The 16,577-nt window shown below is 72.1% G+C and carries 15 protein-coding genes; 8 read left to right on the top strand and 7 right to left on the bottom strand.

Annotation, left to right across the window (positions count from 1 at the left end; all coding sequences use genetic code 11):
• Positions 1-22: 22 nt before the first annotated feature.
• Positions 23-445: a MarR family winged helix-turn-helix transcriptional regulator gene (locus ACFUJ1_RS13790; protein ID WP_233021127.1), complete on the top strand. Its 423-nt coding sequence runs from the start codon at positions 23-25 to the stop codon at positions 443-445.
• 149 nt (positions 446-594) lie between these two features.
• A complete protein-coding gene (locus ACFUJ1_RS13785; protein WP_378645485.1) occupies positions 595-1,890 on the top strand; it encodes a M18 family aminopeptidase in 1,296 nt (431 codons plus the stop codon).
• Here ACFUJ1_RS13785 and ACFUJ1_RS13780 read toward each other — a convergent pair.
• Positions 1,848-3,071: a glycosyltransferase 87 family protein gene (locus tag ACFUJ1_RS13780; protein ID WP_378645484.1), complete on the bottom strand. Its 1,224-nt coding sequence runs from the start codon at positions 3,069-3,071 to the stop codon at positions 1,848-1,850. The genes ACFUJ1_RS13785 and ACFUJ1_RS13780 overlap by 43 nt on opposite strands.
• Before the next feature lie 103 nt (positions 3,072-3,174).
• Between ACFUJ1_RS13780 and purL the strand changes: the two genes are divergently transcribed.
• Positions 3,175-5,466, top strand: coding sequence for a phosphoribosylformylglycinamidine synthase subunit PurL (gene purL / locus ACFUJ1_RS13775; RefSeq protein WP_378645482.1), 2,292 nt, complete (start codon positions 3,175-3,177; stop codon positions 5,464-5,466).
• Here the strand turns inward: purL and ACFUJ1_RS13770 are convergent, their stop codons facing one another.
• Positions 5,467-5,754, bottom strand: coding sequence for a YiaA/YiaB family inner membrane protein (locus ACFUJ1_RS13770; protein WP_378645481.1), 288 nt, complete (start codon positions 5,752-5,754; stop codon positions 5,467-5,469). It abuts the gene before it with no gap.
• Positions 5,755-5,973: 219 nt separating this feature from the next.
• Between ACFUJ1_RS13770 and ACFUJ1_RS13765 the strand changes: the two genes are divergently transcribed.
• The 3 genes from ACFUJ1_RS13765 (at position 5,974) to ACFUJ1_RS13755 (ending at position 8,803) form a co-directional block, all read left to right on the top strand.
• Positions 5,974-7,713: an alpha/beta hydrolase gene (locus tag ACFUJ1_RS13765; protein WP_378645479.1), complete on the top strand. Its 1,740-nt coding sequence runs from the start codon at positions 5,974-5,976 to the stop codon at positions 7,711-7,713.
• A gap of 148 nt (positions 7,714-7,861) precedes the next feature.
• Positions 7,862-8,407 (top strand): CPBP family intramembrane glutamic endopeptidase, encoded by a 546-nt coding sequence (locus ACFUJ1_RS13760; RefSeq protein ID WP_378645478.1) that lies wholly within the window; start codon positions 7,862-7,864, stop codon positions 8,405-8,407.
• Positions 8,408-8,416: 9 nt separating this feature from the next.
• Positions 8,417-8,803 (top strand): sterol carrier family protein, encoded by a 387-nt coding sequence (locus tag ACFUJ1_RS13755; protein WP_378645476.1) that lies wholly within the window; start codon positions 8,417-8,419, stop codon positions 8,801-8,803.
• Here the strand turns inward: ACFUJ1_RS13755 and ACFUJ1_RS13750 are convergent.
• The gene (locus tag ACFUJ1_RS13750; RefSeq protein WP_378645475.1) at positions 8,790-10,199 is read right to left on the bottom strand and encodes a YhgE/Pip domain-containing protein; all 1,410 of its coding nucleotides are present in this window, start codon (positions 10,197-10,199) and stop codon (positions 8,790-8,792) included. The two genes, ACFUJ1_RS13755 and ACFUJ1_RS13750, sit on opposite strands and share 14 nt — an antisense overlap.
• Before the next feature lie 140 nt (positions 10,200-10,339).
• On the opposite strand from ACFUJ1_RS13750, the gene purF reads away from it, so the two are divergent.
• Both purF and purM read left to right on the top strand, forming a co-directional pair.
• A complete protein-coding gene (purF, locus tag ACFUJ1_RS13745; RefSeq protein ID WP_378645473.1) occupies positions 10,340-11,986 on the top strand; it encodes an amidophosphoribosyltransferase in 1,647 nt (548 codons plus the stop codon).
• Positions 11,987-12,109: 123 nt separating this feature from the next.
• Positions 12,110-13,189 carry a phosphoribosylformylglycinamidine cyclo-ligase gene (gene purM / locus ACFUJ1_RS13740; protein ID WP_378645472.1) on the top strand — a complete coding sequence of 360 codons (1,080 nt, stop codon included), beginning with the start codon at positions 12,110-12,112 and terminating at the stop codon, positions 13,187-13,189.
• A gap of 160 nt (positions 13,190-13,349) precedes the next feature.
• On the opposite strand, the gene ACFUJ1_RS13735 is transcribed toward purM, so the two are convergent.
• The 4 genes from ACFUJ1_RS13735 to ACFUJ1_RS13720 all read right to left on the bottom strand — a co-directional run bounded on the left by ACFUJ1_RS13735 (position 13,350) and on the right by ACFUJ1_RS13720 (position 16,570).
• Entirely contained in the window at positions 13,350-13,577 is a 228-nt protein-coding gene (locus ACFUJ1_RS13735) for a DUF3073 domain-containing protein (protein ID WP_233015814.1), read from the bottom strand.
• A 176-nt stretch (positions 13,578-13,753) separates the two neighbouring features.
• The gene (locus ACFUJ1_RS13730; RefSeq protein ID WP_378645470.1) at positions 13,754-14,707 is read right to left on the bottom strand and encodes an asparaginase; all 954 of its coding nucleotides are present in this window, start codon (positions 14,705-14,707) and stop codon (positions 13,754-13,756) included.
• A gap of 73 nt (positions 14,708-14,780) precedes the next feature.
• Positions 14,781-15,440 carry an MOSC domain-containing protein gene (locus ACFUJ1_RS13725; protein WP_378645469.1) on the bottom strand — a complete coding sequence of 220 codons (660 nt, stop codon included), beginning with the start codon at positions 15,438-15,440 and terminating at the stop codon, positions 14,781-14,783.
• The gene (locus ACFUJ1_RS13720) at positions 15,440-16,570 is read right to left on the bottom strand and encodes a YgfZ/GcvT domain-containing protein (RefSeq protein WP_378645468.1); all 1,131 of its coding nucleotides are present in this window, start codon (positions 16,568-16,570) and stop codon (positions 15,440-15,442) included. Before ACFUJ1_RS13720 ends, ACFUJ1_RS13725 begins: the two co-directional genes overlap by 1 nt.
• Between the last annotated feature and the right edge of the window lie 7 nt (positions 16,571-16,577).

Raw genomic sequence — 16,577 nt, 5'->3', positions numbered from 1 at the left:
AGTCAGGACAATTGTGGAAACCATGGTGGGCGGTAATTCCACGCTGCATGGCGCGTTGCGTTCCGCGGAGCGGAGTTGGGTGCGTCACCTCGACGACGCTTTGTACGCGCGCCAGCTTTCCCCGGATCAGTGGTCGATGTTGTCGAATCTCTCCGTCGACGGCCGGACCACGATGAGCGAATTGGCGGCGAAGTCGCAGTTGCCGCCGTCTTCGGCGACTCGGCACGCCGATGCGCTGGCCGAACGCGGGCTGATCTTCCGCGTCGCGGCGGAGGACGACCGGCGGCGCATCCTGATCGGGCTCAGCAAGCTGGGCGCCGAGCTGGTCGCGGCGGTGCGCGCCGAGGAGTATCGGGCCGAGCAGCAACTCCGTTCCCGGATCGGGGCGCGGCGATATGCGGAACTGCTCCGATTGCTGGATCTGGTGGCGCAGACCGTCGGTTGATTCATCCGATGAAATTCGCGCGGCATTTCCGCCGGTAATTGTGGCGGGTGTGTGCGAATGGTGCGGATGTGATTCCGCATCGTCAATAGGACTTGACGGTCCCGCACCTGGGCCGGAGTGCCTGCGCCGCGCTGCCTAGGATCGCGGGCATGCCCGTCGTCAGCACCACCGCCACCGCCACCGGCCTGTGCGCCTTCATCGACGCCTCGCCCTCCCCGTTCCACGTCTGCCACACCGTGAGCCGGGAACTGGAGGCAAAGGGCTTCCGCGCGCTGCGCGAGGCGGAGCCGTGGCAGGCGGGCGAGCCGGGCCGGTACTACGTGATCCGAGGTGGCTCGCTGGTGGCCTGGAGCACCGAGAGAATCGCACCGGGGGCCGGATTCCGGGTGGTCGGCGCGCACACCGACAGCCCCAACCTCCGCGTCAAGCAGCATCCCGACCTGCTCTCGGCGGGCTGGCAGCTGGTCGGGCTGGAGCCCTACGGCGGGGCCTGGCTGAACTCCTGGCTCGACCGCGACCTCGGCATCTCCGGCAGGCTCACGCTGCGGGATCCCGACGGCGCCGGGGTGCGCGAGCAACTGGTGCGGATCGACGAGCCCATCCTGCGGGTGCCGCAGCTCGCCATCCACCTCTCCGAGGAGCGGCGCGGGGTCACGCTCGACCCGCAGCGGCACGTCAACGGGGTCTGGGGCGTCGGCACCGAGCCCGCCTCGTTCATCCGGTACGTGGCCGAGCAGGCCGGGGTGGTCGCCGGCGACGTGCTCGGCTGGGAGCTGATGACCAACGACCTCGCGCCGAGCACCCTGGTCGGCCGCGACCGCGACCTGGTCAGCGCGCCCCGGCTGGACAACCAGGCCACCTGCTACGCCGGGCTGGCCGCCTTCCTCGCCGCGCTGGCCGAGCCGGGCGCGGCGCTGCCGGTGCTCGCGCTCTTCGACCACGAGGAGGTCGGCAGCCAGTCCGAGCGCGGCGCGCAGTCCGACCTGCTCCCCGCGGTGCTGGAGCGGATCGTGCTCGCCGCGGGCGGCGGGCGCGCGGAGTACCTGGCGGCGCTGGCCGGCTCGCTGGTCGCCTCCGGCGACATGGCGCACGCCACGCACCCCAACTACCCGGACCGGCACGAGCCCGCGCACCGGATCGCGGTGAACGGCGGCCCGGTGCTCAAGGTCAACCAGAACCTGCGCTACGCCACCGACGCCGTCGGCACCGGCGCCTTCGCGCTGGCCTGCGCCGAGGCGGGGGTGCCGCTGCAGCGCTACGTGCACCGCGCCGACCTGCCCTGCGGCTCCACCATCGGCCCGATCACCGCGGCCCGCACCGGCATCGGCACGGTCGACGTCGGCGCGCCGCAGCTGGCCATGCACTCGGCGCGCGAGTTCATGGGCGCCGCCGACGTGCCCGCCTACGCGGCCGCGCTCGCGGCCTTCCTCACCCCGGCCGCCTGACCGACGGCGACCCCGGCGACCAGCACCAGGAAGGTTACCCAGACGTAGCTGCTTCCGATGACCTGCTGCCACCAGGCCCACTCCAGCTCCCGGTCCTTCGCATGCGGCAGCAGCCACTGCGGGCCGATCAGGAAGAGCAGCGCGAGCGCGCCGGTGCCGACGAGCAGCGGGCGGGAGCGGTCGCCGTCGGCGATGGCGACGCCGAGCAGCAGCAGCGCGGGGGCGGCCCAGACCCAGTGGTGCGACCAGGAGACCGGCGAGACCAGCAGCAGCGCGGCGGCGTTCACCAGCAGCGCGGAGACCGGGCGGTCGGCGGCGAGCAGCCGGTGCATCCAGAGCGCGGCCAGCGCGACCGCGATCGCCCCGAGCCCGAGCCAGAGCGCGGTGGCGGCGCCGTCGGAGACGCCGAGCCGGAAGGCGAGCCCCTTCAGCGACTGGTTGCCCGCGAAGTAGGGCGGGCCGATCCGATCGGTGTTGGCCAGCGTCTCCGACCAGTACTGCACCGAATCCGTCGGGAAGAACAGGAAACCGACGCCCACCGCGGCGGCCGCCGAGACCACGAGCGTGCCCGCCGCCTTCCAGTCCCGGCGGAGCAGGAAGAAGAGCAGGTAGCCGGCCGGGATGAGCTTCACCGAGACCGCGATGCCGATCAGCATGCCGCGCGGCCAGAAGGTCCGCGGCGCCAGGCAGTCGAGCGCGACCGCGGCCATCAGCACCAGGTTGATCTGGCCGAAGCCGAAGGTCTGGCGCACCGGCTCCAGCATCTGGGCCAGCGCCACCGCGGCGATCACCGCGGTCAGCACGGCCACCCGGTCCAGTTCGGGCCGCAGCCGGATCAGCACCAGCCACAGCGTGATCGCGAGGCTGGCGATCGAGGTGACCAGCACCACGATCTCGGCGACGCCGAGCGGGACCAGCGCGAGCGGGGCGAAGAGCAGCGCGGCCAGCGGGGGATAGGTGAAGGGCAGCGCGATGTCGCCGATCGGTGGCATCGGGCCGTACAGCTCGCCGCCGTCCAGCCAGACCCGCGGGCCGTTGCGGTAGACCTGCAGGTCGATGTAGTGGTCCCACCAGTGCAGCAGCAGCGAGACGGTGGCCGACAGCGCGAACAGGCCGATCGCGAGGAGCAGCAACCGTCGCTGCCGCCGTGCCGAATCGGCAACCCCCGATCGTTCGTTCACGCGGCACAGGGTAGCGGGTGCCGTCCCCCCATCGGCCCACGGCTAAACTCGCAGGCGATTTCCCGCATCGCGAAAACCGGCCCGAAAGGACCCTGGTACTCCCGTGACTTCGCAGGTCGACACCGTCAGCGCAGCCGTAGCAACCCCGGACACCGCGCAGCCCTACACCGAACTCGGGCTCAAGGACGACGAGTACGCCCGCATCAAGGAGATCCTCGGCAGGCGCCCCACCGACGCGGAACTCGCGATGTACTCGGTGATGTGGAGCGAGCACTGCTCGTACAAGTCCTCCAAGGTGCACCTGCGCTACTTCGGTGAGACCACCACCGACGCGATGCGCGCCTCGATGCTGGCCGGGATCGGCGAGAACGCGGGCGTTGTCGACATCGGCGACGGCTGGGCGGTCACCTTCAAGGTGGAGAGCCACAACCACCCCTCCTACGTGGAGCCCTACCAGGGCGCGGCCACCGGCGTCGGCGGCATCGTGCGCGACATCATGGCCATGGGCGCCCGCCCGATCGCGGTGATGGACCAGCTGCGCTTCGGCGCCGCCGACGCCGCCGACACCAGGCGCGTGGTTGACGGCGTGGTCCGCGGGGTCGGCGGCTACGGCAACTCGCTCGGGCTGCCGAATGTCGGCGGCGAGACCGTCTTCGACGCCTCGTACCAGGGCAATCCGCTGGTGAATGCGCTCTGCGCGGGCGTCATGCGGGTGGAGGACCTGCACCTGGCCTTCGCCTCCGGTGCCGGCAACAAGATCATTCTGTTCGGTGCGCGCACCGGGCTGGACGGCATCGGCGGCGTCTCGGTGCTCGCCTCGGACACCTTCTCCGGCGACGAGTCCGGCCGCGGCCGCAAGAAGCTGCCGAGCGTCCAGGTCGGCGACCCGTTCACCGAGAAGGTGCTGATCGAGTGCTGCCTGGAGCTGTACTCGGCGAAGCTGGTGGTCGGCATCCAAGATCTCGGCGGCGCCGGGCTGGCCTGCGCCACCTCGGAACTCGCCGCGGCAGGCGACGGCGGCATGCGGGTCGAGCTGGACCGGGTGCCGCTGCGCGCAGCCGACATGACCCCGGCCGAGGTGCTCTCCAGCGAGTCCCAGGAGCGCATGTGCGCGGTGGTGACCCCGGAGAACGTGGACGCCTTCCTCGACGTCTGCCGGAAGTGGGACGTGCTGGCCACGGTGATCGGCGAGGTCACCGAGGGCGAGCGGCTCATCGTCACGTGGCACGGGGAGACCGTGGTCGACGTCCCGCCGCGCACCGTCGCGCACGACGGGCCGGTCTACGAGCGCCCGGTGCGCCGCCCGGACCACCAGGACGCGCTGATCGCCGACAGCACCGACCGGCTGGCCCGCCCCGGCACCCCCGACGAGCTGCGCGCCACCCTGCTGACCATGCTCGCCAGCCCGCAGCTCTGCAGCCGCAGGTGGATCACCGAGCAGTACGACCGCTACGTGCGCGGCAACACCGTGCTCGCCGAGCACGCGGACGCGGGCGTCATCCGGATCGACGAGAACAGCGGCCGCGGCATCGCGCTCGCCACCGACGCCTCCGGCCGCTACACCAAGCTCGACCCGTACACCGGCGCGCAGCTGGCGCTGGCCGAGGCGTTCCGCAACGTCGCCGTCACCGGCGCCACGCCGAAGGCCGTCACCAACTGCCTGAACTTCGGCTCGCCCGAGGATCCCGGCGTCATGTGGCAGTTCCAGCAGGCGGTCCGCGGCCTCGCGGACGGCTGCGTAGCCCTCGGCATCCCGGTGACCGGCGGCAATGTCAGCTTCTACAACCAGACCGGGCAGGACGCGATCCTGCCGACCCCGGTGGTCGGCGTGCTCGGCGTCATCGACGATGTGCACCGGCGCATCCCCACCGGCCTCGGCACCGAGCCGGGGGAGACGCTGATTCTGCTCGGCGAGACCCGCGACGAGTTCGGCGGCTCGATCTGGTCGCAGGTGGTGCACGACCACCTGGGCGGCGTCCCGCCGCAGGTCGACTTCGCCCGCGAGCAGCTGCTGGCCGAGGTGCTCACCGCAGGCTCGCGGGACGGCATGATCAGCGCCGCGCACGACCTCTCCGAGGGCGGGCTGATCCAGACCGTCGTCGAGGCCGCGCTGGCCGGCGAGACCGGCTGCCGGGTGCTGCTGCCGGAGGGCGCCGACCCGTTCGTCGCGCTCTTCGCCGAATCCGCGGGCCGGGTGCTCGTCGCCGTGCCGCGCTCGGAGGAGACCAGGTTCAGCAAGATGTGCGAGGCCCGCGGGTTGCCCGCGGTGCGCATCGGCGTCGTCGACCAGGGCTCCGACTCGGTGGAGGTGCAGGGCCAGTTCACGGTGCCGCTCACCGAGCTGCGGGCCGCCTTCGAGGGCACCCTGCCCAGGCTCTTCGGCGCCCTTGGCTGATCAGGCGGCCTTGAACGGGTCGTGCTCGGCGATCAGCTTCTCCAGCCGCGCCTCGTCCACCCGGACCCGCAGCGAATCCGATTCCTGCCGGTCCCTGACCACCTTGGCAAGGGTGAAGGAGCTGGTCACCAGGAACAGCACGGACATCGCGAGGAAGCCGCGCTGCCACACGTCCAGCGGCAGGTAGAGGATGCCGACGCCCGCCCCGATCAAGCTGACGCCGAATGCGATCGAGGCCTGCGCCACGTAGGCCGCGGTCATCTTCGACTGTGCGTTGGTAGTGCTCATGGGTATCGAGTCTCCGGCGCGGGCGGGCCGGGCGCCTGCGTGTGACTACTCGAGCGTCCCCGAGTAGTTGCCTGCGGGCGGGCCCGGCAGGCGCGGCACGGTGTATCGGGTGTGACGTGGTCGCCGCGAGCCGCCGCCGGGGGATGTCCGGACTGCCAGCCATACTGTTCCGGTGACGTCCGCCCAGCCCCCCGCCGCGTCGGCCCGCTGAGCCGCGTCGTGCCAGCGACCTCCCCGACGCTCACCCGGCTGCGCAGGCGGCTGCTGATCGTGGTGCGGCACATCGAGATCATCATCGACCTCAACTACGCCGGACTGGTGGTCGCCACCCTCTTCTTCGCGCTCTCGGTGACGCCGTCGCTGGTGCCGCGCGACTGGCTGTTCCAGGGGCTCGTCTCCGGGATCAACGCCGCGCTCGGCTACGGCGTCGGATGCGTGCTGGAGTGGCTGTTCCGGCTCTGGGTGTGGCCGCGGGTGCGCGGGCGGGTGCCGGAGCCGCCGACCTGGGTCGGGTACGCCGTGAAGTCGGCGGTGCTCGGCACGGCGGCGCTCGGCGCGGGCTTCATGCTGGTGCAGTCGGCGCGCTGGCAGCGCGAGATCAGCGCGCTCATGGGCATGGAGGGCACGCCGACCCCGGCCTACCTGCGCACCGGGTTGCTCAGCGTCGCCGTCGGGGTGGCGGTGGTCGCCGTCTACCGGACGGTGCGCGCCGTCGTGACCGTGCTGGCCAGGGAGCTGAACCGCTGGGTCCGGGTGCCGCGCGAGCTCGCTCCTGCGGTCGGGCTGCTCGTCCTGGTGATCGCGGTGGTCACCGTGTTCAACGGCGTCGCCAGCCGGGCCTTCTTCGCGCTGGCGAACGAGGCGTTCAAGGTGCGCAACGACGACACCTCGGCCTACGCCTTCCAGCCGGTGCTGCCGGAGCGCTCGGGCAGCCCCGATTCGCTCGCCGAGTGGGACACCCTCGGCTTCGAGGGCCGCTGGTTCGTCTCGCACGGGCCGAGCCGGAGCCGGATCGCCGCCGTCACCGGTCGGCAGGCGGCGGAGCCGATCCGCGCCTACGTCGGGCTGGAGTCGCGCGCAGGCGACCGCACCCAGGCCGAGCTGGCCGTCGCCGAGCTGGAGCGCACCGGCGCCTTCGAGCGCAGGGTGCTCGTCCTCATGACGACGACCGGCACCGGCTGGGTGAACTCCATGGCGGCCGGTGCCATCGAGTACATGTACGGCGGCGACAGCGCGATCGTCGCCACCCAGTACTCCTACCTGCCGAGCGTGCTCTCCTTCCTGGCCGACCGGAGCAAGGCGGCGAGCGCCGGGCGCGAGCTGTTCGACGCGGTGTACGAGCGCTGGTCGGCGCTGCCGCCGCAGGCGCGGCCCAAGCTGCTTGTCTACGGCGAGAGCCTGGGGTCGCAGGGGTCGGAGGAGGCATTCGACGGGCTGGCCGACCTGCGCGCGCAGGTGGACGGGGCGCTCTGGGTCGGGCCGCCGAACTCGAACCGGCTGTGGAAGCAGTTCGTCACCCGGCGCGATCCCGGGTCGCGGGAGGTGCAGCCGGTGTACGCGGACGGGCTCGTCGTCCGGTTCGCTGCCGAGCGGGCGGACCTGGCCAGGCCGGATGCGGAGTGGCGGACGCCGCGCATCGCGTACCTGCAGCACGCCTCCGACCCGATCGTCTGGTGGTCGACGGACCTGATCTTCTCGCAGCCGGACTGGCTCTCCGAGCCGCGCGGCTCGGACGTCTCGTCGCAGATGCGCTGGTACCCCTTCGTCACCTTCTGGCAGGTCGCCGCGGATCTCACCAATGCGCAGGGGGTCAGCGACGGGCACGGGCACCGCTACGGTGACCTGGTGATCGACGGCTGGGCCGCCGTCGCCGCCCCGCCGGAGTGGAACGCGGAGCTGGCCGAGAACGTCCGGATCCAGCTGGAGGCGGCCGAGGATTTCGAGCGGGCCACCAAGTGACGGGTTCGCGCGGAAGCACCGCGGCCGGGAGCGAGCCGCGGTGAGTGCGGGGCGGACACTGCTCGCGGCGGCGGCGCCGTTGCTGTGGCACAACGCGGTGTTGCCTCGGCTCGCGCTCGGTATTCGCGGGCGGACCGTTGCGAATGCCATGTTCGCGACGGGCTATGCGCGAGTCTTCGCGGGGGAGCCGCGGTGGGGTGCGCGGCCCGGATGGCGCCTCGGGCTCGGCGCCGCCGCCGCGGTGCTCGCGGGCTACGGCGCCGCGCTCGCCCTTCCGCCCGCCCGGCGGGCACTGGCCGCAGCCCCGGACCGGGCACCCGGCGTCGCCGTCGCCGAGTGGATCGGCGTGCACATCCCGCTCGGCACCGTCTACACCGAGGAGCTGATCTTCCGCGGCGCCCTCGACGACATCGCAGGCACCCCGCTCGCCGCCCTCACCTTCGGCCTCTGGCACATAGCCCCGGCCCGCGCCGCGGGCGACCCGATCCTGCCGACCATCGCCGCGACCACCGCGGCCGGACTCGTCTTCGGTGCGCTGCGCAGGCGGAGCGGCAGCGCGACCGCCCCCGCCCTGCTGCACTACGCCCTCAACGCGGGCGGCGCCCTGACTCCCCGGCTGGCCCGCGGCACCGCCGGCGACAGCCCGAACTCCACCCTCCAGGCGTTCTCCGCGCGCGGCACCGGCGCCGGGTAACCTCGCGACGTGCCAGGACGCTCCACCGTCGACCCGAACGAACTCCGCGCCGCCACCGCCGCGGTGCGCGACTGGCTGCTCGACGAGAGCACCCCGACCCCGCCCCGCGCCCAGCTCGGCGCCGCCGTCCGCGCCACCGCCCGCACGCTGGCCAAGGCGGCCCCCGGCCATTCGGTCGAGGTGCGGGTGCCGCCCTACGTCGCGGTGCAGTGCATCGACGGCCCGAGGCACACCCGCGGCACCCCGCCGAACGTGGTCGAGACCGACCCGCGCACCTGGCTCCTGCTCGCCACCGGCCTGCTGACCTTCGCGGCGGCAGCGGAGAGCGGCGCCGTCACCGCCTCCGGCAGCAGGGCCGCCGAGGTGGCGCACTGGCTGCCGGTCACCCGGCTGTAGCGGCGCCCCGGTTCAGCACGTTCTTCCGGTGCAACCCCTTGTGGTCGTAGAACCGGGTCACCACGGCGCCGAAGACCAGCCCGATGCCGAGCCCGAGGATGGTCATCCAGACTCCCCGGGTGAGCCCGGCCGGGCCGCTCGCGTCGAAGTACAGGATCGCGCGGATGGCGAGGAACACCTGGTGCATGGGCTCGAAGGTGGCCAGCCAGGAGAAGTACGGTGGCGTCGCCTCGATGGGCACCGTCCCGCCGGAGGAGGGCAGCCCGAGCACGACGAAGAGGATCAGGTTGGCGAGCAGCCCGGCCGAGCCGATCGCCGCCAGCATGGAGATGCCGGTGATGCCGACCGCCGCGATGGCGAGCCAGCTGTAGAGGAAGAGCGCGAGCCCGTGGCTCAGCGGCAGGTCGAGCAGGTGCGAGGTGACCAGGAAGACCCCGGAGACGATGGCCGCGGCGACCGCCATCACGCCCCACTTGAGCAGCACGGTCCGGAACCGGGTGATCGGGGTCGGCGGATAGTGCACATACCAGGGGCCGTACTCGGTGGGCACGAAGCCGAGCTGGGCATCGACCATGGTGTGGATGACCATCGCGCCGACCACGCCCGCGAGCAGCAGCAGCAGCGCGTAGAAGAAGGCCGTCAGCCCCTGGCCGGTGCCGTTCGGCAGCGGGTGGTACTGCTGCACCAGCACGTCGATCGGCTCGCGCAGCACCACCCGCGCGGCGCCGGTCAGCTCGGTCGCCTGCGCGCCCGGCGGGCTCGCCGCCAGCTGTGCGTTCACCTGGTCGGTGAGCTGCCGCCCGACCTGCTCGTTCACCCTGACCAGCATCTCGTCGGCGATCCGGAGCACAACCTGGGTGCTGTAGGCGCCCGCGCGCGGGTTGGTCTCGATGGTCACGATGGGGCGCTGGATGTCGCCGGGCACCACGCTGCCGATACCGAGGATGCCGAGCGACTTGCTGAAGTCGCTGGGAATGACGACGGCGCCGTAGACCTGGCCGGTCTGCAGCAGCCGCTCGGCCTCGCTGATCCCGACGACGTGCAGGTCGACCTTGTCGGTGGGGATCGCGGCGACGATGCCGTCGGTCACCTGCCTGCCGAAGTTCACCTGCTGCTGCCCGCCGCCGGTGTCGAGCACGTCGCCGAGGTCCTGGTTCACCAGGGCGATCGGGAAGTCGTGCAGGTTCTCCTCCGGGTCGGCGACGTAGCCGAGGTACATCACGCCGAGCAGCGCCGTGAGCAACGTGAGTACCACCACAGGCGCACCGGTCATCCTGGCCCAGCCGAGCAGGCTCCGCGGCGTGCTGCCTCCGCCCGCCGGAACCTGGACCGAATCGGCCGAATTGCCTGATCCGGCGGGGTCTTCCGGCTTACCGGGCTGGTCGGGCGTGGTCACCGCAGCACGGTAACAGGTGGAACCGGCGGTTCCGCGGTGATCGTGACACGGAACGCTCCGCGCCGCCGCGCCGCCTGCCGCCGGTGGGGCTGGCCGTAGAATGGCGGTCGCCCCAAGCCCGCCCGAACAGGGAGCGAACGGTGACCAACGCCGACTTTCCGGTCGACAGCGATCTATCCACCCCCAACCCGGTCGCGCCGCCGGCCGCCGCCCATGATCAGGACGAGAACGAGCCGCGCGAGGAGTGCGGCGTTTTCGGGGTCTGGGCGCCGAGCGAAGACGTCGCGAAGCTGAGCTACTACGGCCTCTACGCCCTGCAGCACCGCGGGCAGGAGGCGGCGGGAATCGCCGTCTCGGACGGTCAGCAGATCCTGGTCTTCAAGGATCTCGGCCTGGTCAGTCAGGTGTTCGACGAGCAGACGCTGGCCGCCATGCCCGGCCACGTCGCCATCGGGCACTGCCGGTACTCCACCACCGGCTCCACCACCTGGGAGAACGCGCAGCCGATCTTCCGCACCACCGCCGTCGGCTCCGGGCTCGCGCTCGGGCACAACGGCAACCTGGTCAATACCGCCGAGCTGAACGAGCGCGCCAGGGAGCAGGGGCTGCTCGGCCGCCGCCCGGCGGGCGACAGCAAGCCTGCCCCGATCGCCGCCACCTCCGACTCGGACGTGATGACGGCGCTGCTCGCGCACGCCGCCGCCGACTCCAGCATCGAGCAGGCCGCCATGGAGCTGCTGCCGACGCTGCGCGGCGCCTTCTGCCTGACCTTCATGGACGAGCACACGCTCTACGCCGCCCGCGACCCGCACGGCGTGCGCCCGCTGGTGCTCGGCAGGCTGGACCGCGGCTGGGTGGTCGCCAGCGAGACCGCCGCGCTCGACATCGTCGGCGCCGCCTTCGTCCGCGAGATCGAGCCGGGCGAGCTGCTCGCCATCGACGCCGACGGCGTGCGCTCCATGCGCTTCGCCGCGCCGGAGCCGAAGGGCTGTGTCTTCGAGTACGTCTACCTGGCCAGGCCGGATTCCACCATCGCGGGCCGCTCGGTGCACTCCACCCGGGTCGATATCGGCCGCAGGCTGGCCAAGGAGCACCCGGTCGAGGCAGACCTGGTGATCCCGGTGCCGGAGTCGGGCACCCCGGCCGCGGTCGGCTACGCGCAGGGCTCGGGGGTGCCCTACGGCCAGGGGCTGATGAAGAACGCCTACGTCGGCCGCACCTTCATCCAGCCGAGCCAGACCATCAGGCAGCTCGGCATCCGGCTCAAGCTGAACCCGCTGCGCGAGGTGATCAGGGGCAAGCGGCTGATCGTGGTGGACGACTCCATCGTCCGCGGCAACACCCAGCGCGCCCTCATCCGCATGCTGCGCGAGTCCGGTGCGCTGGAGATCCACGTGCGGATCGCCTCGCCGCCGGTCAAGTGGCCGTGCTTCTACGGCATCGACTTCGCCTCGAGGGCCGAGCTCATCGCCAACGGCGCCGGGCTGCCGGACGGCGCCGCGGGCTCCAACGACCCGGAGTCCCAGGTCTTCCGCGACATGGTGGAGGGGGTGCGCCGCTCGATCGGCGCCGACACCCTCGGCTACATCTCGCTGGACGGGATGATCGCCGCCACCGAGCAGCCGCGCAGCAGGCTCTGCAGCGCCTGTTTCGACGGCCACTACCCGATCCCGCTGCCGCACGAGGCCGCCATCGGCAAGAACCTGCTGGAGGGCATGCTGAGCGGCAAGCCGGAGGCCGCGCTGCTCCGGGAGAACGCGAACGCGAGCGCGCTGAGCAGGCCCTGACCGACCGGCCGTGCGGTGCGCGGGTGACGAACCGGGGTGCGATACCGCTGCGTGCCCGTTATTCCGCTCCGGTAGCGTGAGCTGGCATCTATCCGCCGATTCGGTTTGGAGCTCTTCCCGAAAATGACTGAACAGACCCCCAGTGGTAACGGTGCTTCCTACGCCGCGGCCGGTGTGGACATCGAAGCCGGTGACCGCGCCGTCGAATTGTTCGGGCCATTGGCGAAGAAGGCGAGCCGCCCCGAGGTGCAGGGCGGCCTCGGTGGCTTCGCCGGGTTGTTCGCGCTGAAGGGCGGGTACAAGGAGCCGCTGCTCGCCGCCTCGACCGACGGCGTCGGCACCAAACTGGCGGTCGCGCAGGCGCTGGACAAGCACGACACGGTCGGGCTGGATCTGGTCGCCATGGTCGTCGACGACCTGGTGGTCTGCGGCGCCGAGCCGCTGTTCCTGCAGGATTACATCGCGGTCGGCAAGGTCGTCCCGGAGCGGGTCGCGGAGCTGGTCTCCGGCATCGCCGAGGGCTGCGTCAAGGCGGGCTGCGCGCTGCTCGGCGGTGAGACCGCCGAGCACCCCGGGTTGATGGACCCGGACGACTACGACCTCTCCGCGACCGGCGTCGGCGTGGTCGAGGCGGACGCCGTGCTCGGCCCGGAGCGGGTGCGCTCCGGCGACGTGGTGATCGCCATGGGCGCCTCCGGGCTGCACTCCAACGGCTACAGCCTGGCCCGCAAGGTGCTCCTGGAGATCGACCGGATGAGCCTGACCGGGCACGTCGAGGAGTTCGGCCGGACGCTCGGCGAGGAGTTGCTCGAGCCGACCCGGATCTACGCCAAGGACTGCCTCGCGCTGGTCGCCGAGACCGATGTGCGCACCTTCGCGCACGTCACCGGCGGCGGGCTGGCCGCCAACCTGGGCCGGGTGCTGCCGCAGGGCATGGTCGCCGAGCTGGATCGCGGCACCTGGAGCCCGGCGCCGGTCTTCAAGATGATCGCGCAGCGCGGCCGGGTCGAGCGCACCGAGATGGAGAAGACGTTCAACATGGGCGTCGGCATGGTCGCGGTGGTCGCCCCCGAGGATGTCGACCGGGCGCTGGCCGTGCTCACCGCGCGGCACATCGATTGCTGGACACTGGGTTCGGTGAGCCGCAGCAAGGATGCCGACGCGCCGCGCTCGGTGCTGGTCGGCGAGCACCCGCGCTTCTAGATCCTGGCCGAATCGGTCCGAACTGCATCGACCGGAGAAATGGCGGGGCCCGCATCGTGCGATGCGGGCCATCCGTGCGAGCTATCTCGCGCGCGCCGTAACCGTGCCCGAACGCGGTCGAGGGGGAAGCCCATCGGCCTCCCCCTTCGCGTGCGTACGGTCAGCGGCGCCAGTCGTCGTAGTCGTCGTCGTCGCTGTTCCAGCGGGACGGGGACTCGTCGGCGTCGTGCTCATCGGGCAACACGCCACCACCATTGGGTCGGTGGTAGTGCAGGTCGGTGCCGTTCGAGAGCTCTCGCTGAAGGCTCGTGAAGTCGGTTGACGGCGAGCTGTACTTCAGCTCGCGCGCGACCTTGGTCTGCTTTGCCTTAGCCCGGCCACGGCCCATGGCTGAACCCCCTCGCGTCAATGCGGGGCGGCCTGGGGTGTGTTGGCGGCCCCGTTCGAATTAATACTCTTCCTGACAGACACTTTAGCGTGTGTCAGGCCCCCGCGCTCCCACGAGTGGGCGAAGATTCCGGCGCCGCCCGCCGTTTGCCCCGCCGTCGCCGCGGCCGCGGAAAGCTACAGCACTCCGGGGACGGCACGGATGACGCCGACCCTGGCGCCGCCGCCGAGGATCGGCGGGGCGGCCAGCTCCGCGAGCCGGTCGGTCCACGGCACGCCGAGACGGCGCAGAATCGCCAGCGTCAGCGGCATCCGCGCGCGCTCGGCGCCGTCGTCGACCTTGTAGGCGAAGGCCCGTCCGTCCGGGAGCGCGCCCGCGTGCACGCCGTCCGCGCCGATCTTGCAGACCAGGCCGGGAGTCTCGGACATCAGGATCAGGTCCGGGGCGGCGGTGCCGGAAATCACGCGCGGATGGGCGCGAATCGCCTGCGCGACACGCCGCTCGGGGGTATGCGGGGCGGCGGTGACCAGGGTGGCGAAGGCGCGGGCCAGGTTCACCAGCGAGACCGGGACGATCGGCAGCCCGCAGCCGTCGATGCCGAGATCGGTCTCCGGCTCGCCGGTGACGTCGGCGATGGTCTCGACCACGGCCTGCTGCAGCGGGTGCGCGCGGTCGAGGTAACCCCTGGTCGGCCAGGAGTTCGCGGCGCAGGTGGCGAGCATGGCCGCGTGTTTGCCCGAGCAGTTCATCAGGATCCTGCTCGGCTGCTCGCCCGCGGCGAGGAGCAGGGCCCGCGGCAGCTCGCCGAGCGGGAGGTCGGGCGGGCACTCCAGGTCGTCCTCGGTGAAGCCGTTCCGGTCGAGCAGGCGCCGGACCGCCGCCACCTGGTCGGGCTCGCCGTAGTGGGAGGCGATGGCTATCGCCAGCTCGGCGTCGTCGGCCGGGGTGAAGCCGTTGCGGAGCAGGGCCAGTGCCTGCAGCGGCTTGTTGGTCGAGCGCGGGTAGATCGGGCCGTGCACCTCGCCGAGCTCGAACCGCACCTCGCCGTCCGCGCCGAGCAGCACCACCGACCCCCGGTGCACGCACTCGCGGAACCCCGACCGCACGACCTCGACCAGCTCGACGCTCACGCAGCGCCCTCCCGCGGGACGAGCGAGGGCCCTCCGTGGCTACGCTCCGCTACCGCCTCCGGGCCTGACTCGCTCATCCCGTCGCCTCCCGAGCGTGGCGTCTGGTGTGCCGCTCGACCTGCATGCGGATGTCGTCCGACGCGGTCGGCTCCAGCTCCAGCAGCCGGGTCAGCCGCTCCGGGTCGGCGCCGGTGAAGACATCGCGGACGGTGATGCCGTGCTCGGGGACGTACTCGACCAGCACCTCGTCGCCCGCGCCGACGGTGCCCGCCGCCAGCAGCCGGAAGTAGCACCCGGTGTCGCTGCGCAGCGCGAACCGCTTGACCCACTGCCGCTCGCCGGACCAGTGCTGGAAGGTCGCGCACGGCACCCGCGGCGCGCTCACCTCGAGCAGCGCGGTACCGATCCGGAGCCGGGCGCCGAGCACCGCGTCCGAGAGGGGGAGACCGTCGACCCGCAGGTTCTCGCCGAACCAGCCGTGCGGCAGCACCCGGCCCAGCTCCGCTTCCCAGCGGCGCGCGTCGTGGTCGGCGTAGGCGTAGACGGCCTGGTTCAGCCCGCCGTGGTGCTCGGTGTTGCAGACATGGTCGCCGGCGAGCCCGAGCGGGCCGACCTCGACCCGCCCCGCGACCGGCCGCTTGTCGATGGCGCTGCGCCCGACCCGGCCGGGCACCTCCAGCTCCGCGTGCACGACGCAGACCGCGAGCACGCGGCCGGTGTCACCGCTGCGCATCAGCGCCCGCGCAGCCGGTCGACGGCGAGCCTGCCCGCCTGCGGACGGTCGTCCGTCGGCACCGAGTCGGGGTCGATCGCGGCCGCCGCGGTGCCTGCCACCAGCGCGGTTGTGGCCGGGACGGCCCGCTTCACCAGGGCGAGCGCGATCGGCCCGAGCTCGAAGTGGTCGACGACGGTGCCGAGCCTGCCGACCGCGCGGCCGTCCGCGGTGATGTCGGTGCCCGGCTCCGGGCGCTCGTCGGCGGAGCCGTCCAGGTGCAGCAGTACCAGGTTGCGCGGCGGCTTGCCCAGGTTGTGCACCCGGGCGACGGTCTCCTGGCCGCGGTAGCAGCCCTTGTCCAGGTGCACCGCGCCCGCTTCGGAGCGGTCGCCGATCCAGCGCGCCTCCTGCGGGATCGTGCGGTCGTCGGTGTCGAGGCCGAGCCGGGGGCGCAGCGACTCGACGCGCAGCGCCTCGAAGGCCCACATGCCCGCCGGGGTGGCGCCTGCCGCGGTCAGCGCCGACCACCACTCGGTGAGCTGCGCACGCGGGATCACCAGGTCGTACGAGTGCTCGCCCGGCCACGGCATGCGGCGCAGGAAGCCGCCGCCCGCCAGCGGGACCGCGCGGTACACGGCGGGCAGTTCGGCGAGGCCGAGCGCGCCGGTGAGCGTCTCCACCTCGGGGCCGAGCAGGGTGAGCACGGCGTGGTCGGCGGCGTCCCTCGGCTGCGCATCGGCCCAGAAGACCATCTTGGTCAGGAAGCCGAGCAGGTCGGGGCCGCGCTCGGCCTCGGTATCGATCCAGACGGTCTCAGCCAGTTCGGTGAGCACGAAATGGTGCTGTACCCGGCCGTTCAGGTCCAGATCCAGATTCTCCGCCGACTCACCGTCGGCCAGCCCGGCCACGTGCTGACTGGTGATGGTGTGCAGCCAGGTCAGCCGCTCTTTACCGGTGATGGTGCCGACGGCGCGGTGCGAGCGATCCACGATCGCCACCCGCCTGGCCGCGGCGCGCTGCTCGGCGAACGGGTCGCCGTAGTGCCAGGCGACGGCGGCATCCGGCGAACCGGGCACCCCCGCGACGGCTCCGGGAACACCCAAAAGAGGACTTGGCACAGGAACCACGAAAACCACTGTACGTGGCATACCGGCA

The sequence above is a fragment of the Nocardia sp. NPDC057227 genome (genome assembly GCF_042669725.1).
Taxonomy (GTDB): Bacteria; Actinomycetota; Actinomycetes; order Mycobacteriales; family Mycobacteriaceae; genus Nocardia; species Nocardia asteroides_A.
This window is presented reverse-complemented; position numbering and strand designations above follow the sequence as displayed.

Excerpts from the sequence above, each read along its gene's own strand:
- ACFUJ1_RS13790 (WP_233021127.1), top strand. The coding sequence starts at position 23 with ATGGTGGGCGGTAATTCCACGCTGCATGGCGCGTTGCGTTCCGCGGAG.
- ACFUJ1_RS13785 (WP_378645485.1), top strand. The coding sequence starts at position 595 with ATGCCCGTCGTCAGCACCACCGCCACCGCCACCGGCCTGTGCGCCTTC.
- ACFUJ1_RS13770 (WP_378645481.1), bottom strand. The coding sequence starts at position 5,754 with ATGAGCACTACCAACGCACAGTCGAAGATGACCGCGGCCTACGTGGCG.
- ACFUJ1_RS13760 (WP_378645478.1), top strand. The coding sequence starts at position 7,862 with ATGTTCGCGACGGGCTATGCGCGAGTCTTCGCGGGGGAGCCGCGGTGG.
- purM (WP_378645472.1), top strand. The coding sequence starts at position 12,110 with ATGACTGAACAGACCCCCAGTGGTAACGGTGCTTCCTACGCCGCGGCC.
- ACFUJ1_RS13735 (WP_233015814.1), bottom strand. The coding sequence starts at position 13,577 with ATGGGCCGTGGCCGGGCTAAGGCAAAGCAGACCAAGGTCGCGCGCGAG.
- ACFUJ1_RS13725 (WP_378645469.1), bottom strand. The coding sequence starts at position 15,440 with ATGCGCAGCGGTGACACCGGCCGCGTGCTCGCGGTCTGCGTCGTGCAC.
- ACFUJ1_RS13720 (WP_378645468.1), bottom strand. The coding sequence starts at position 16,570 with ATGCCACGTACAGTGGTTTTCGTGGTTCCTGTGCCAAGTCCTCTTTTG.